At 36.3% G+C, this 13,448-nt stretch carries 14 protein-coding genes and 1 tRNA gene; 10 read left to right on the top strand and 5 right to left on the bottom strand.

Translation table 11 applies throughout. The features are described from left to right. The first annotated feature begins 111 nt into the window (after window positions 1–111). The 4 genes from AA650_RS24230 to AA650_RS24215 all read left to right on the top strand — a co-directional run bounded on the left by AA650_RS24230 (window position 112) and on the right by AA650_RS24215 (window position 4,599). Window positions 112–1,248, top strand: a complete 1,137-nt coding sequence (locus AA650_RS24230) for an EpsG family protein (protein WP_053540984.1) — start codon at window positions 112–114, stop codon at window positions 1,246–1,248. A 141-nt stretch (window positions 1,249–1,389) separates the two neighbouring features. After that, window positions 1,390–2,166, top strand: coding sequence for a hypothetical protein (locus AA650_RS24225; RefSeq protein WP_234413253.1), 777 nt, complete (start codon window positions 1,390–1,392; stop codon window positions 2,164–2,166). A 272-nt stretch (window positions 2,167–2,438) separates the two neighbouring features. Next, the gene (locus AA650_RS24220; protein ID WP_053540982.1) at window positions 2,439–3,491 is read left to right on the top strand and encodes a glycosyltransferase; all 1,053 of its coding nucleotides are present in this window, start codon (window positions 2,439–2,441) and stop codon (window positions 3,489–3,491) included. A 49-nt stretch (window positions 3,492–3,540) separates the two neighbouring features. After that, window positions 3,541–4,599, top strand: coding sequence for a glycosyltransferase family 2 protein (locus AA650_RS24215; RefSeq protein WP_053540981.1), 1,059 nt, complete (start codon window positions 3,541–3,543; stop codon window positions 4,597–4,599). 39 nt (window positions 4,600–4,638) lie between these two features. Here AA650_RS24215 and AA650_RS28435 read toward each other — a convergent pair whose 3' ends face one another. Continuing rightward, complete coding sequence (locus tag AA650_RS28435) at window positions 4,639–4,791, bottom strand: hypothetical protein (protein ID WP_168635923.1); 153 nt, start codon at window positions 4,789–4,791, stop codon at window positions 4,639–4,641. Between the two features lie 273 nt (window positions 4,792–5,064). Here AA650_RS28435 and AA650_RS24210 point away from each other — a divergent pair, with 273 nt between their 5' ends. From AA650_RS24210 to AA650_RS24195, 4 genes are all read left to right on the top strand, one after another. Further along, window positions 5,065–5,286, top strand: a complete 222-nt coding sequence (locus AA650_RS24210) for a hypothetical protein (RefSeq protein ID WP_053540980.1) — start codon at window positions 5,065–5,067, stop codon at window positions 5,284–5,286. Then, window positions 5,276–5,710 (top strand): putative toxin-antitoxin system toxin component, PIN family, encoded by a 435-nt coding sequence (locus AA650_RS24205; RefSeq protein WP_053540979.1) that lies wholly within the window; start codon window positions 5,276–5,278, stop codon window positions 5,708–5,710. Before AA650_RS24210 ends, AA650_RS24205 begins: the two co-directional genes overlap by 11 nt. 349 nt (window positions 5,711–6,059) lie before the next feature. Next, complete coding sequence (locus AA650_RS24200; RefSeq protein ID WP_053540978.1) at window positions 6,060–6,386, top strand: nucleotidyltransferase domain-containing protein; 327 nt, start codon at window positions 6,060–6,062, stop codon at window positions 6,384–6,386. Further along, window positions 6,379–6,786, top strand: a complete 408-nt coding sequence (locus AA650_RS24195; protein WP_053540977.1) for a HEPN domain-containing protein — start codon at window positions 6,379–6,381, stop codon at window positions 6,784–6,786. Before AA650_RS24200 ends, AA650_RS24195 begins: the two co-directional genes overlap by 8 nt. 380 nt (window positions 6,787–7,166) lie before the next feature. Here AA650_RS24195 and AA650_RS24190 read toward each other — a convergent pair. Together AA650_RS24190 and AA650_RS24185 are read right to left on the bottom strand one after the other, a co-directional pair. Then, window positions 7,167–7,239: transfer RNA gene (locus AA650_RS24190), tRNA-Phe, on the bottom strand. A gap of 77 nt (window positions 7,240–7,316) precedes the next feature. After that, complete coding sequence (locus AA650_RS24185) at window positions 7,317–8,150, bottom strand: metal ABC transporter permease (RefSeq protein ID WP_053540976.1); 834 nt, start codon at window positions 8,148–8,150, stop codon at window positions 7,317–7,319. An 89-nt stretch (window positions 8,151–8,239) separates the two neighbouring features. On the opposite strand from AA650_RS24185, the gene AA650_RS28430 reads away from it, so the two are divergent. Further along, a complete protein-coding gene (locus tag AA650_RS28430) occupies window positions 8,240–8,491 on the top strand; it encodes a hypothetical protein (RefSeq protein ID WP_199924342.1) in 252 nt (83 codons plus the stop codon). On the opposite strand, the gene AA650_RS24180 is transcribed toward AA650_RS28430, so the two are convergent. After that, a complete protein-coding gene (locus tag AA650_RS24180; protein ID WP_053540975.1) occupies window positions 8,466–9,248 on the bottom strand; it encodes a metal ABC transporter ATP-binding protein in 783 nt (260 codons plus the stop codon). The two genes, AA650_RS28430 and AA650_RS24180, sit on opposite strands and share 26 nt — an antisense overlap. Before the next feature lie 483 nt (window positions 9,249–9,731). Beyond that, window positions 9,732–10,721 carry a metal ABC transporter solute-binding protein, Zn/Mn family gene (locus AA650_RS24175; protein WP_053541399.1) on the bottom strand — a complete coding sequence of 330 codons (990 nt, stop codon included), beginning with the start codon at window positions 10,719–10,721 and terminating at the stop codon, window positions 9,732–9,734. 279 nt (window positions 10,722–11,000) lie between these two features. Between AA650_RS24175 and AA650_RS24170 the strand changes: the two genes are divergently transcribed. After that, entirely contained in the window at window positions 11,001–12,575 is a 1,575-nt protein-coding gene (locus tag AA650_RS24170; protein ID WP_053540974.1) for an iron uptake porin, read from the top strand. Window positions 12,576–13,448: the final 873 nt, after the last annotated feature.

The following is a 13,448-nucleotide window of genomic DNA, read 5'->3' as shown; positions in this document are numbered from 1 at the left end:
TTTTAGTAGTGAGTTCGTGGATTGTCATGTTGTCTATTTTTTTGTATCCCTAAACGGTTAAACTTTCACTCACTTTTATCTCTAGTCAATTTTAGATACCTAAAATAAAAAATGGCAGACATTATTGGAATTTTTCCTACGTTATACTTTATAATTATTTTGTTTCTATACTTTTTAATTAATATTATCAAATTCAATAAAATACAAATTTTGTGGTCATTATTTTTCTTGTATTTTGGGTGGTCTTTGTTTCTTGGTTTTAGAAATATATATGATGATCCAAATCTAGACCCAAATATTTTTCATCAGCAAGCAAAGACTCTATCTCTAGAAGAACTATGGAGTATTAATTTTCCAAAAATTGATATTTTACTACAGCTAATAATGAAGTTTTATTTTGTAATCACTGGCAATGACACACTACTACTGGTTTTAACTGAATTTACAATAATAAGTCTAATTTTTATTGGTGTTTCATTCTTGACTAGCTTTAGCCCTAATTCACTCTTGCTCACTATATCATTCATGGTATTTACAAATACAGGGATACTAATGACAGCAAATTTTTTGAGGCAAGGACTAGCTATAGCAATTTTCTTGAATATTATTTCCATTTCACAATTTCTCTTTAGCAATGCCAATAAGATAAAATCAAATCTCTATAATAGATTCTATGTTATTTATTTCGTTATATTTCAGTTTTTTGCTCATATGTCAAGCTTATATCTATTAATATGCTTGTTTTTTGTTAATATTTTCCAAATCAGAAGATTATCGAAACCCTCATCTTTTCTTTCATTATTATTGTTTGTATCTATAATTTTTATCTTTGGTCAATCTTTTTTTAATACTTCTCAAGAAATATACTCAGGATATGACATAGTTAATGATGAAGGAGTAGAAAAATTAACTTATAAAATGATAATGGATGCTTTTTTAATTATTATGATAATTCTTTTAAAGAAAACCTTTTTTCAGTATCACAACATTACATTTAATTTACTCATAAAAATTTGTTTTATCCTATTTTGTTCTTGTTTGTTATACTCTTACTCTCCAATTATTGCATTGCGTTTGGAATATTATTTAAATTTTTTAATCATAATAGCGTTAGCTTTATTATTCTCAAATAAAGACATAGGTAGAAAAGTAGTTAACATAAGTATGTTTTTAGCAATTTCTTTAATGTATTTTTATTCATTTTTCGTTTATAATCATCCTTCAATAACCCGAGTATTAGTTTTTTAGGTTGATGGGTATTATAATTCAAGCTATTGATTTTCAATCAATTAATATTCATGATTGCAGTCTTTAAATTTTAGAACACCCTCTAACCAGCATATGCAAAAGCTCTCAATTCTTATTTGTTCATCAGATAAATACAAATCCTTGTGGACTCTAAACTTTGATTTTCTCGAAAAATATTGGTCTGATTGCCCATATCCAGTCTATTTAGGAACAGACTCTTTGCTTTCTGAAAGGAGTAAAACTCTTGTAAATAGAAAGGGTCAATATCTAAGTTGGTCTTCGTGCTTATTAGAATGGATTAATCAGATTGATACTGAGTACGTCCTGTTAACACTAGATGATTTTATTATCCGCAAAAAAATAAATCAACTGCAAATAGAGAATTGTCTAGAATTTATCATCAGGAAAAATATTGACTCTCTTAGACTTGTCCGTCGTCCAAAACCTTTTTATCCAGAAAATGAAGATAGTTTATTTGGTAGATACGATATGATGATGCCATATCTAGCATCTCTTCAAGCTTCTATATGGAAAAAATCTTCACTTTTATCTTTGATTAAAGAGGGTGAGAGTATATGGGAGTTTGAAAATTCTGGTAGTTCCAGAGCGCGTGAGCAAGGAGGACTGAGTTTTTATGGTGTCTATGAAACTGTATTTGATTATGGAGAACACATTATTGATGGTGGTAAATTGTTAAGAACATCAACTTACAATCTTCCTATTGATAAGTATAAATTAGATTTTACACCCAACTCATTTCCGTCAGAAATAAATATCTTATTAAAGAGATTGCTGCACTTTTGTATTCACAATACACCCACTTATTTAAGACTGAAATTGATCAATTTTTTATATTCAAAATACAAAAGTAATACAGTTGAGCAGAAAACCATAGCATCTCATAACAAAGAAATGTAATCTAATCACATTATCACTTTAGTTTAAATACAATAGACATCTCCGATAATGAATGTAAGGATATTCCAGAAAACATCCCTACAAGGTTTTTAGTCCACATATATTTAATTTTCGGAAATGTCTATTTGTTGTAGTGTGATTTAGTTATTTATCTCTTGCTTTGCTCATAATTATAGGATAATAATCATTTTTTATAGCAAGTAAAATTTGTTTTCCTATCTCAAATTACTACATCACTAAAAACCATTTGGATTATTATCATCAATAAACCCATGCAGTACATATATATTGTCAACCCCAAAAATCCTAACCTAAAGCCTTTTTCTGACTCATATTATGCAGTTTTAAAAAATAATAGATATGTTGATAGTAGTAATTATAATGTTAATTATCTATCTGTTTTTAAGAATAAAACAATTGTATCTGTGGGAAAAAAATTAGCAAGCTTAGAGGCAGATAATAGTATTGCACTGTTTTTGTTTGCACTTCAATTTGATTATTTAGTTTTATCAAGCATACTAAGAATCATAAGTAAATTATTTTCTAAAAATTTGAAAATAATTTATTTAATGCATGAACCTAAGTATGAACCAGGAAGAATTAATCCTATTAAAGCATTGCTAGTCTATTATTGTAATTTATTATTTGCCAAATTATCGGATAAGGTTTTAATACCAAGTGATGAAGCATTAACTAGAGCTAAAGAATTTGTTGAAATCCAAAAAATTATTAAGGTTAATTTGACATTTTCATCTGAGTTAGAGACAAACTTGCAAAAAAACTTATTACAGTTGAAGCTTACTTGGGATAATTACAAAGTTTTCTCATTGCTTGGTACGATAGCAAAAGATAAAAATCCTCAAGGTTTTATATCACTTGTCAATTCTATCAGTAAGAATTACCCAGGTAAGGCTCGATTTATTCGTGGCGGTCGTGACATAGGTATAGATGTAAATTACGACGAAGAATTAATAATTAAATTTCCTGGCTACATGACAAATTCTGGCAAGATTTTTTTGTTACATACAACACATTTTGTAGTAGTTCCTTACTTTTTTTCAACGCAAAGTGCTGTCATACCAGAAGCGTTAAAATTTGGGAAGATACTAATCGTAAATGATATTCCTGCCTTCGCTTATTTAAAAGAATTAAAATCTGTATTTATGGTTAACTTTAATGATGAGTCGGCACTGTTACAGTGCATTAACCATTTGTTTAGCATGAATGTAAGCGAATACGAATTTCTTTACTGGGAATCGGTAAAATATTTCCAAAAACATCACTCGGATGATTATCTCTCAAAGATTATGAACAAAATTGTATGATTCTCTTAAGATAATTACGAGTGCTTTCTCAAAGGAATAATAAGAAATTATGTTAGATAATTTACCCACCATTTCTCTTGCCATTCCCACCTACAACGAATCAGCTAATATAGAACGAGTAATCAAAGGTTTCTTAGCAACAGAATATCAGAATTTAATTGAAGTCATAATCGCTGATGGTGGGAGTAATGACAACACTCAAGAGATAGTAAAAAGATTATCTACACAAGATTCCCGAATTAAACTCATACATAACCCTTTAAAGGTTCAATCTGCTGGACTAAATCTCATATTACAGGAATGCACGGGTGATATTTTCCTTAGAGCCGATGCTCATTCAGACTACGCTCCTGACTATATAGAAAAATGTGTCGAAGCATTACTAGAATCCAAAGCTCTAAATGTTGGTGGAGCGCAACGTTTTGCGGCTAACACACTTTTTCAAGCGGGAATAGCTCTAAGTTCCAAGAGTATTTTAGGCAGTGGAGGAGCAAAATATAGAGACCCAAATTATAACGGTTATGCAGAAACTGTTTATTTAGGATGTTTTTGGAAGAAGGCTTTGACAGAAGTATCAGGTTATTCAACAGAAGCAACTGCTAATGAAGATGCGGAACTCAACCAAAAACTACTTAAAAAAGACCAAAATGCAATCTACATCAGTTCCAAAATCCGTGTTTGGTACTATCCCCGAAAAACATTCAAGTCTCTCTATATTCAATATTTTAAATACGGTCGAGGTCGTTATTTAACCAGCATTAAACACTCTATTAAGTCCCAAATAAGAGGCATAGTACCATTTTTGGTAATATCATCAATAACTTTATTGTTGTTAATTGATTTACTGTTTCCTCGACTGGGGCTACCTATGGTAATATTAGTTATCTTAGGGCTGTTATTACCATTTTTAGAAAGTCTGCGAGTCACATTAAAATCAAGAACTAGTTTCGAGTCAGAAATTTGGCGAGGTGATAAAGGTAAAATACCATCCTTTTTAAGTCGCTGGTTTTTATGTGGAATCGTTTTATTAACAATGCCGATTGCTCATTCTTTAGGTTATGCTTATCAATTAATTAGGCATAAGATTTTAAGAGTTAGTGCCTGGTAGAGTTCGCTTCTATTGTGATATTACGTTTGATAATCACCTCTAGGCGGGGAGCGGAAAATGTCTTTGGAAATTTACGCCGTATTGTACTAGAGCGATCGCTAAAACCAGCCATACTAATCTATACTTACCTTTTCTAAAAATACTACTCATAGCGATCGCGTCAGCAGTTCGCCATTGAAATCTCACTAACAACTGCTCACGAGATAAATTACCTTACCTATCCTCAAACTTTCTTTTCCTGTGCTAAAGTCAAAACCTGCACATACAGCCGGTCTGAAATTCTCATTTCCTATGCTTGCATCTCATCTAAAACATCCTTAACACTAGCCAACACACCCTATAGTGTACAAATTGTATAGGTTAACAGAAGAGGAGATTAAGATAATTCAGGATAGGTAATACTGTAAAACAGAAATAGCTGGCGATCGCTATAATAAAACTAGACTAATGAACTTGTAACTTATCATGGAAAACATTACCATTCAAGTTGAGCCAGAAATTGCCAAAGCGTACCGAGAAGCAGAACCAGAAAAACAGCAAAAAATCCAAATATTTCTCAACATAATGCTGCAAAAAGCAGTCAGTCAAAAACCACTCTTAGATATCATGGAAGAAGCGAGTCAACAAGCCATTGCTAACGGAATGACCCCAGAAATTTTAGAATCTATTCTCAACGATGAAAACTAACCGTATCGTAATTGATACAAATGTAATTGTCAGTGCATTAATCTTCTCTAAATCTACCACAATGCAAGCTCTTAGAGAAGCCAAACAAAACAGAGTAATCTTAATTTCTGTGGAGATTTTATCAGAATTAATTGATGTACTCAGTCGTCCAAAATTTGACCGCTATCTATCGAGAGAAATTCGTGAAGACTTTTTAGCCAGTTTAGCCAGAGAAACAGAATTAATCACAATTAATGAAACAATTGATATTTGTCGAGATCCTAAAGATAATAAATTCTTAGAATTAGCCATTTCTGGAAATGCCACTCATATTATCACAGGAGACAAAGACTTATTAGAACTGCATCCTTTTCGAGATATCTTGATTGTTACACCGAGTCAGTTTTTAGATAGTTTATCTTCAGACCCGCATCAGAGATTCTGACTTGTCACCGGCTGAAGGTACAGCAAGAGGTGTAACCACAATCCCTTGACTACTAAGGACAATAGTAGCGAACTGCTTGCAGCAGCGCTTACGCTATCCTCACAGAAATTATAGTAGATAAGCCAAGGGCGATCGCTAAAACCAGCCATACTAATCTATACTTACCTTTTCTAAAAATACTACTCATAGCGATCGCGTCAGCGCTGCTGCAAGGAATTCTCTAAAACCAGCCTAATCTATACTAATATTAATCATAGCGATCGCTTTGGTTGTTCAAAATTTTGCAAAAGTTCATTGCCCCATCGTGTTTAGTGTATTTTAAAGAAAGTATTAGAATAAGTTAAATTTTATGGCTGCCAAGCATTTAAGCACTCAGTTTCTAAATGAAATTACTAACCGACTGGTGAGCGCGCTCGAACCAGAACAGATTTTTTTGTTCGGCTCTTATGCTTACGGTGAACCGACCGAGGATAGCGATATTGACTTATTAGTGATTATCTCAAAATCAGATGAACCACGCTATCGTCGAGCGCGTCAGGCATACAAAGCTTTGCGTGGTATTGGTATTCCAAAAGATATTCTGGTGATGACCCGCTCAGAAGTTGAACTCAAGGCTAGTGTAGCCAACTCACTAGTCAATCAAGTAATAAGTCAGGGTAAACTCCTGTATGGATAACGCAAAATTTGCAGAAACTAGACAGTGGTTAATCAAGAGCCAGCGAGATTTAAAGGCTGCGTATGTGTTACTTAATAATGAAGAATCTCTGTTGGATGCTGTTGTTTACCATTGTCAACAGGCTGCCGAAAAAGCATTAAAGGCTTATTTGACATATCAAGAGCAGGTAGTCAAAAAAACCCATGATTTGGATGTTTTGTTAGATATCTGTTCATTGTTTGAACCTGGGTTTCATGATTTAAAAGATATAGCGGATACTTTGACCCCTTATGCAACGGAATTTCGATATCCAGGGGATGTAATTGAGCCGGAAAGATCCGAAGCTGAGGAGGCATTGGAGATGGCTACTTTAGTTCTAGACTTCGTTATTCAAAAATTGCCAAGTGAATTTGACCATTAGTAAGATACTTCTGCTATTATTATACAGATAGTATTTCACCCAAGTAGAATCACTACGTAACACGAAAATTGCTTGAGGTACGGGAGTTTGGTCAAAAGCGATCGCGTCAGTGCTGCTGCAAGGAATTCTCTAAAACCAGCCTAATCTATACTAATATTAATTATAGCGATCGCTAGTTCAGATCACAGCAATTCTCATCTTAAGGTTTCATGACATTTTAATCCTTACATTCTTATGGTTTTACAATTCTTAACGAATCCGGCGATGTGCCTCCGACAAAGTCAGAATCGCGGATTATAGGGATTAAAAGATTGGGCGGATTAGGTTGTTTGCTATGATAAAAGTTACTAAAATTATCAGTAGGTAATCCAGTTATATAATGCCAGGAACGAGACTTGAACTCGTGACACGAGGATTTTCAGTCCTCTGCTCTACCAACTGAGCTATCCCGGCGTGGGCTGTTTTATTCACCACCGCCACTAAATCTAGCATGATAAAAAAGATTAGTCAAGGGGTTATTCAAAAGAATTTTAGCCGACCTTCATTGTCAACTTCACCCAGCTAAACACAGTCACAAATACCAGAAATTGCACAAAAACAATACTTGGTCCAGATGCTAGGTTAAACAAACCAGAAACCATCATTCCCGCGATACTACTGCTACAGCCGACAACCACCGATAGAATCAGAAACCGGCTGAAATGGTGACTCATAAGTTTGGCTGTAGCAGCCGGAATTACCAAAAACGCATTTACTAATAAAACACCAACGGCTTTAATTGCTACAGCTACGGCAAGAGAAAGCAAAACAACGAATCCATAGCGATATAACTGTACAGGTATGCCTTGCACTTGAGCAACGTCGGGGTTAAGAGTTAACAAAATCTGTTGCGGCAGAGTTGATAATAAAAAAACGCTACTACCAACAAGTACCAATAGCGTCAAAATTAAATCTGTGTTATCTATAGCCAAAATATCGCCAAATAGTACCCCCATTAAGTTACCGCGATATCCTTTAATAAAACTGGTGAGAATTACACCAATTGCTAACGCCCCAGATAGCACTATACTGAGAACGCTATCACTAGCCAAATCAGTCTTATCAATTAGGTAGAGAACAACAACCCCAAAGATTAAGGTAAACGGGAGTAACATCCAAGTAGGATTAGTGTTGAGTAACACGCCTAATGCCACACCTACCAAGGCTGCATGACCAACGGCATGACTAAAAAAGGATAATTGTCGTAAGGTAACGAAACTGCCCAATAAACCACCTAAAATGCCCATTAACACAGCACCCATAATGGCACGCTGCATAAAGGGAAATTGTAATAAATTCACCAAGTCATGATAGTTAATGGTCATACTGAGAGGAGTTAGGAGTTCAGGAGTATGGCTAACGCCACGCTGCGCTATCAGGAGTATGGCTAACGCCACGCTGCGCTATCAGGAGTATGGCTAACGCCACGCTGCGCTATCAGGAGTTCAGGAGAAAGAAGTTCAGGAGAAAGAAGTTCAGGAGAAAGAAGTTCAGGAGAAAGAAGTTCAGGAGAAAGAAGTTCAGGAGAAAGAAGGAAGAAATTTCTCCCCTACTCCCCCTACTCCCCCTACTCCCCCTACTCCCCCTACTCCCCCTACTCCCCCTACTCCCCCTACTCCCTGCCCCCTGTTCCCTGTTCCCTAATGATGATGTTCATAGCGACTAAAACCAGGACCATAAGTAGCCAGCAGATTTTGTGGTGAAAGGGCTATTTCCGGTTTACCGGAACAGACAAGAGTTTGATTGAGACAGATGACGCGATCGCAATGACGGCTTACCATATCAATATCGTGAGAAACTTGCAACACCGTCCAATTCTCTTCTCGTTTTAATTCATTTAATAAAGCATAAAAATCCGTTGTTCCTTGGACATCTACCCCCGCAAAAGCTTCATCCAATACTAACAATTTTCGCGGTGTTACCAAACAATAAGCCAATAATACCCGCTTCAATTGACCACCGCTCAGAGTGCCAATAGCCTGATTTCGCAACCTATAAGCATCTGTACGGTGTAAAGCTGTGGTAACTGCTGCTGATATTTCCCGTTTTTGTTGCCAAAATTTCGAGAAAAATGAATGTTTTTTATTCCCTATTCCTAAAGCTACCAATTCACTAACCGAAATGGGAAAACTGCGATCAAAAATAAAGTTTTGTGGCATATATCCCAACTGATTCCGCAAATTTCCTAGTCTAGAAATTGGGCGACCAAAAACTTCAATTGTTCCGGCACTGCGGGGAATTAAATCTAAAATAGCTTTAATTAAGGTACTTTTCCCAGCCCCATTTGGACCAACTATGGCTGTATCTGTTCCTGCTAACAATTCAAAGGAAACATCTCGCACAGCTAGATAGCTGCTTTGGTAGACTGTTAACCCAGAAACTTTTAATATTGGTAATGTAAATTCTGCTTGTTTGTCAGTCATGGAAGTTAGGATTTGAGATGCCAATAATTTATAGTGATATAGCAAGAGTCAGAAGTCCGAAAAAAAGAAGGATTCAGGAGTCGTAGTATTGATAGGGGTAAAGCAAGAGCTTCATTGGTGTCAACTTAAGCTACGGATGGCTTATTTGTTTGGCTGGGCTGACAGACCCGCCTGAAAATGAATTTCCGGGCTAATAGCTAAAGTTTACTAAGTAGGTGGACGTGAAATAACCAAAATGTGTAACGATATGTAAATTCACCTCGATGGGTTATTGTCGTTGGGTTTTAGCCATTTCAAAAAACGAAATATATTTTGATTTTCCTCCGCCCACCTACTTAAAGTAAACTAAACAAGTTCAAAAATTTTCTAGTTCTTTTAGTCATCTTCAGATGACTTCTGCTATAAGACTGGGAATGAATTCCCAGTTGGGTTATGGGTTTTACGTTAGGTTGACACCAATGAAGCTCTTGCTTTACCCCTACGTCACTTGCACCCAGCGACTAAACTCTCCAAATTAGCTTTCATTGCTTTAAAATAATACTCTGGATTGGTATCACCCGTTTCTAAAGAATCCAAAGTCCGCACAGTTAACCCCAAATCTTGAGAAATACTTGTCAGTAATTTGTTATCTAACCCTGGTTCGCTAAATAAGGCTTTAACTTGGTATTTTTTGACTGTATTCACCACTTTTTGGACATCTGTTGGGGAAAGTTGCTTTTCAGGAATTTCTACTACCGCTAATTGTTTAATATTATAACGTTTGGCAAGATAGGGAAAAGCATCATGGAAGGTGACGAAGGTGCAGTTTGGAGTTTTTTTAATAGTCTGTTGAAATTCATTATTTAAATTATCTAATTTCTGAATATATGCCGCTGCATTGGTCTGATAGTTGGCTTTATTGACCGGATCTGCGATAATTAAACCATCTCGAATATTAATAATTTGCTGTTTTGCTAAAACTGGATCTAACCAAACATGAGGATTTCCCAATTGGTGTTCATGATTATGATCATGTTCTCCCGTTGCTGTTTTATCTATGGGGGAAGTTTTATTAATAGCTGGAATACCTTTACTAGCATCAATTTCCATTAGTTGGGAATTTCCAGCATTTTTAATTGTATCTGCTAAAAACTCCTCTAGGCCTAAACCATTTTTGACTAATACCTTAGCCGTAGCGATCGCTTTTATATTAGCTGGTGTCCCTTGATATTCGTGTATCTCTGTACCAGGCTTAACTAAAATCTCTACATCTGCAATATCCCCAGTTACCGCTTTAGTAAACAAATAAACTGGTAAAAATGTGGTAACTACTTTAGTCTTTGGTGATTTTTGGACTGGGGCTGGTTCTGTTTTTACAACCTCCCTACTGTTAGGATTGTTACATCCATAAACTATTGACAATATTATTAAGGTAATCAGAGGTAAGAAATTTCTGGTTTTTCTATCTATTTTAACTTCTCTAGAACTTCTCATGGTTTGAGGTTGACAATAAAACTTCATTGGCATTATATCTTATAATGAGATCCATTCTCATATAAGTCATCAAAAAATGCTACTGTATCAAGAATTACAGAATATTTGGAAATCTCAGGTAATACTGCTGTATACTGAGAATATTTCCAGTTCATAAAGATTTCTTAACTTTTTATTGTGAAAAAATTACTGAGAACTGTATTATATTGATAGTAATTATTAATAGCTTTACTAACTTCAGTATCGCATTATCAACTTTAAACACAGGTGTGAGGAAAAATGCAGAAATTTTGGACGTATTTAATTACCAGTTCTAGTGTGATCAGTTCCATGCTATGTATGAGTTCTGGTGCATGGGCAGAAACATTACCAACCAATAATTCAGAACAACAAGTTAATAATATCCAGGAACAGGAAGTATCTCAAGTTACCTCCGTATCTCAATTATCTGATGTTCAACCTAATGATTGGGCATTTCAGGCTTTACAATCATTGGTAGAACGCTATGGATGTATTGCAGGTTATCCCAACGGGACTTTTCGGGGTAATCGGGCGTTGTCAAGATACGAGTTTGCAGCCGGTTTGAATGCTTGTTTAGATCGAGTCAATGAACTAATTGCTACTGCTACCGCTGATTTGACGACAAAACAAGACTTAGCAACAATCCAAAAATTGCAAGAGCAATTTTCCACAGAATTAGCCACCCTCCGGGGGCGTGTAGACACAGTAGAAGCCAAAACTGCTGAATTGGAAGCTAATCAATTTTCTACCACCACTAAGCTACAAGGGCAAGTTGTAGCAGTTGTTAGTGATGTGTTGACAAACAAAACGGTTAATAATGCAGATATTCCTGGGAAAAATACCACTTTAGGTGCGAGAACAAGAGTAAAGTTTGTTAGCAGTTTTACAGGACAAGATACACTTCTTACTATACTGGAAAGTAATAATATTAATAGTCCCAATATTAATACTCCAGAAGGAAACTTGTTTTTTGCTAGTAGCGATCCTGGTAACAATTTTTCCATAGCAACTCTATCATATACCTTTCCTGTTAGCAAGAATACACAAGTAAAACTAATTGCTACTGGTGGTGCAGCAGACGATGTTACCAGTACAGTTAACCTCTTTGATGGTGATGGTGCTTTTGGGGCTGTGTCTACTTTTGGGACAAGAAACCCGATTTATGGACAACTGGGTGATAAAGGCATAGCAGTTAACCACCAGCTTGGCGATAAAATAGGCCTAAGTTTAGGCTACTTAAGTAGTACAGCTAATAACCCCACTCCTGGAAACGGGTTATTTGATGGGAATTATGGTGCTTTAGCGCAGTTAACCGTCAAGCCCAGCGATCGCATTTCCCTTGGTTTAACTTACATCAATTCCTATAACAAGTCACTGGCTACAGGTAGTAATAACGCCACATTTACCAATCCCAATTTTGCCTCTGGTACAAACTTTTCCAGTAATTCCTACGGTGTGGAAGCATCTTTAGGTATTACGAAGAAGCTTGTTTTAGGTGGTTGGGCTGGATATACCAATAGTCAAGTTTTGACTGGTACCAAAGGAAAAGCGGAAATTTGGAACTATGCTGTTACTTTAGGTTTACCAGATTTGGGTAAAAAAGGTAACTTAGCTGGTATTATATTTGGTATGGAACCAAAGGTCACGAATTCTACTGTTACTGGAATTACTAAAGATCCAAATACCTCTTATCACGTTGAGGGATTTTATCAATACAAGGTCAGCGACAATATCACCATTACCCCCGCTGTAATTTGGCTAACAGCCCCAAATCACGATGATAGCAGTAGTAATTTAGTGATTGGTGCTTTGAGAACTACTTTCAGTTTTTAATCATAGCAAGTTAGATAAAATTTCGCAAATCAGATTCCCGACTTCTCTAAGAAATCGGGAATTTTATTGTTTATAACCAATTTAGGATTGCTATGGTTCAGATCATTGGTGTCAACTTAAGGTAAAACCTCTATCCCGCAAAGAACTCAAGTCATCTCATTCCCAGTCTCTGACTGGGAATGAATTCTAGGAGGCTCTGCCTTCAATAATATTAGAGGCAGAGCCTCATCAACTGCATTCCTAGTCAGAGACTAGGAACGAGATGTGGTAGGGATTTGAGCTTAAGTTGACACCAATGGGTTCAGATGTTGTTTCTGTTTCCTGGGAAAGATGTCTGAGGATAACAAAAAGACCAACCCCTCCCACAGGGCTGGTCTATAAAAAAACGTTGTTCGAGTTGTCTTCTCAGTAGAGTCAAAACCAAATTGCGCGTTCCCAAAATTCAACGGGCAACTTTTCTTAACAAGATTGTAACAGCCAGTACAGTTTTTTCATGAAAATATCTCAAAAAATATCTGTCTTCGGGTGAGTAACTTTTCTATTTGAGGTAAGAGGCAAGAGGGAACAGGGAGTTGGGGGAGTTGGGGGAGTTGGGGGAGTTGGGGGAGTTGGGGGAGTTGGGGGAGTTGGGGGAGTTGGGGGAGTTGGGGGAGTTGGGGGAGTTGGGGGAGTTGGGGGAGTTGGGGGAGTTGGGGGAGTTGGGGGAGTTGGGGGAGTTGGGGGAGTTGGGGGAGTTGGGGGAGTTGGGGAGTTGGGGAGTTGGGGGAGTTGGGGGAGTTGGGGAAGTAGGGGAAGTAGGGGGGGAGAAAGAATTTTCCGGCGTTGCTGAATTGAGGTATGAAATTGAAAAATCAAAAAAATGAAACTCTTACT

The organism is Anabaena sp. WA102, assembly GCF_001277295.1.
In the GTDB taxonomy this organism is placed as follows: Bacteria; Cyanobacteriota; Cyanobacteriia; order Cyanobacteriales; family Nostocaceae; genus Dolichospermum; species Dolichospermum heterosporum.
This window is presented reverse-complemented; position numbering and strand designations above follow the sequence as displayed.

Bases quoted from the DNA above. Each gene is read 5' to 3' on its own strand.
- AA650_RS24185 (WP_053540976.1), bottom strand. From the start codon at position 8,150: ATGACCATTAACTATCATGACTTGGTGAATTTATTACAATTTCCCTTT.
- AA650_RS24195 (WP_053540977.1), top strand. From the start codon at position 6,379: ATGGATAACGCAAAATTTGCAGAAACTAGACAGTGGTTAATCAAGAGC.
- AA650_RS28430 (WP_199924342.1), top strand. From the start codon at position 8,240: ATGGCTAACGCCACGCTGCGCTATCAGGAGTTCAGGAGAAAGAAGTTC.
- AA650_RS24215 (WP_053540981.1), top strand. From the start codon at position 3,541: ATGTTAGATAATTTACCCACCATTTCTCTTGCCATTCCCACCTACAAC.
- AA650_RS24205 (WP_053540979.1), top strand. From the start codon at position 5,276: ATGAAAACTAACCGTATCGTAATTGATACAAATGTAATTGTCAGTGCA.
- AA650_RS24200 (WP_053540978.1), top strand. From the start codon at position 6,060: ATGGCTGCCAAGCATTTAAGCACTCAGTTTCTAAATGAAATTACTAAC.
- AA650_RS24180 (WP_053540975.1), bottom strand. From the start codon at position 9,248: ATGACTGACAAACAAGCAGAATTTACATTACCAATATTAAAAGTTTCT.
- AA650_RS24230 (WP_053540984.1), top strand. From the start codon at position 112: ATGGCAGACATTATTGGAATTTTTCCTACGTTATACTTTATAATTATT.
- AA650_RS24220 (WP_053540982.1), top strand. From the start codon at position 2,439: ATGCAGTACATATATATTGTCAACCCCAAAAATCCTAACCTAAAGCCT.
- AA650_RS24175 (WP_053541399.1), bottom strand. From the start codon at position 10,721: ATGAGAAGTTCTAGAGAAGTTAAAATAGATAGAAAAACCAGAAATTTC.
- AA650_RS24170 (WP_053540974.1), top strand. From the start codon at position 11,001: ATGCAGAAATTTTGGACGTATTTAATTACCAGTTCTAGTGTGATCAGT.
- AA650_RS24210 (WP_053540980.1), top strand. From the start codon at position 5,065: ATGGAAAACATTACCATTCAAGTTGAGCCAGAAATTGCCAAAGCGTAC.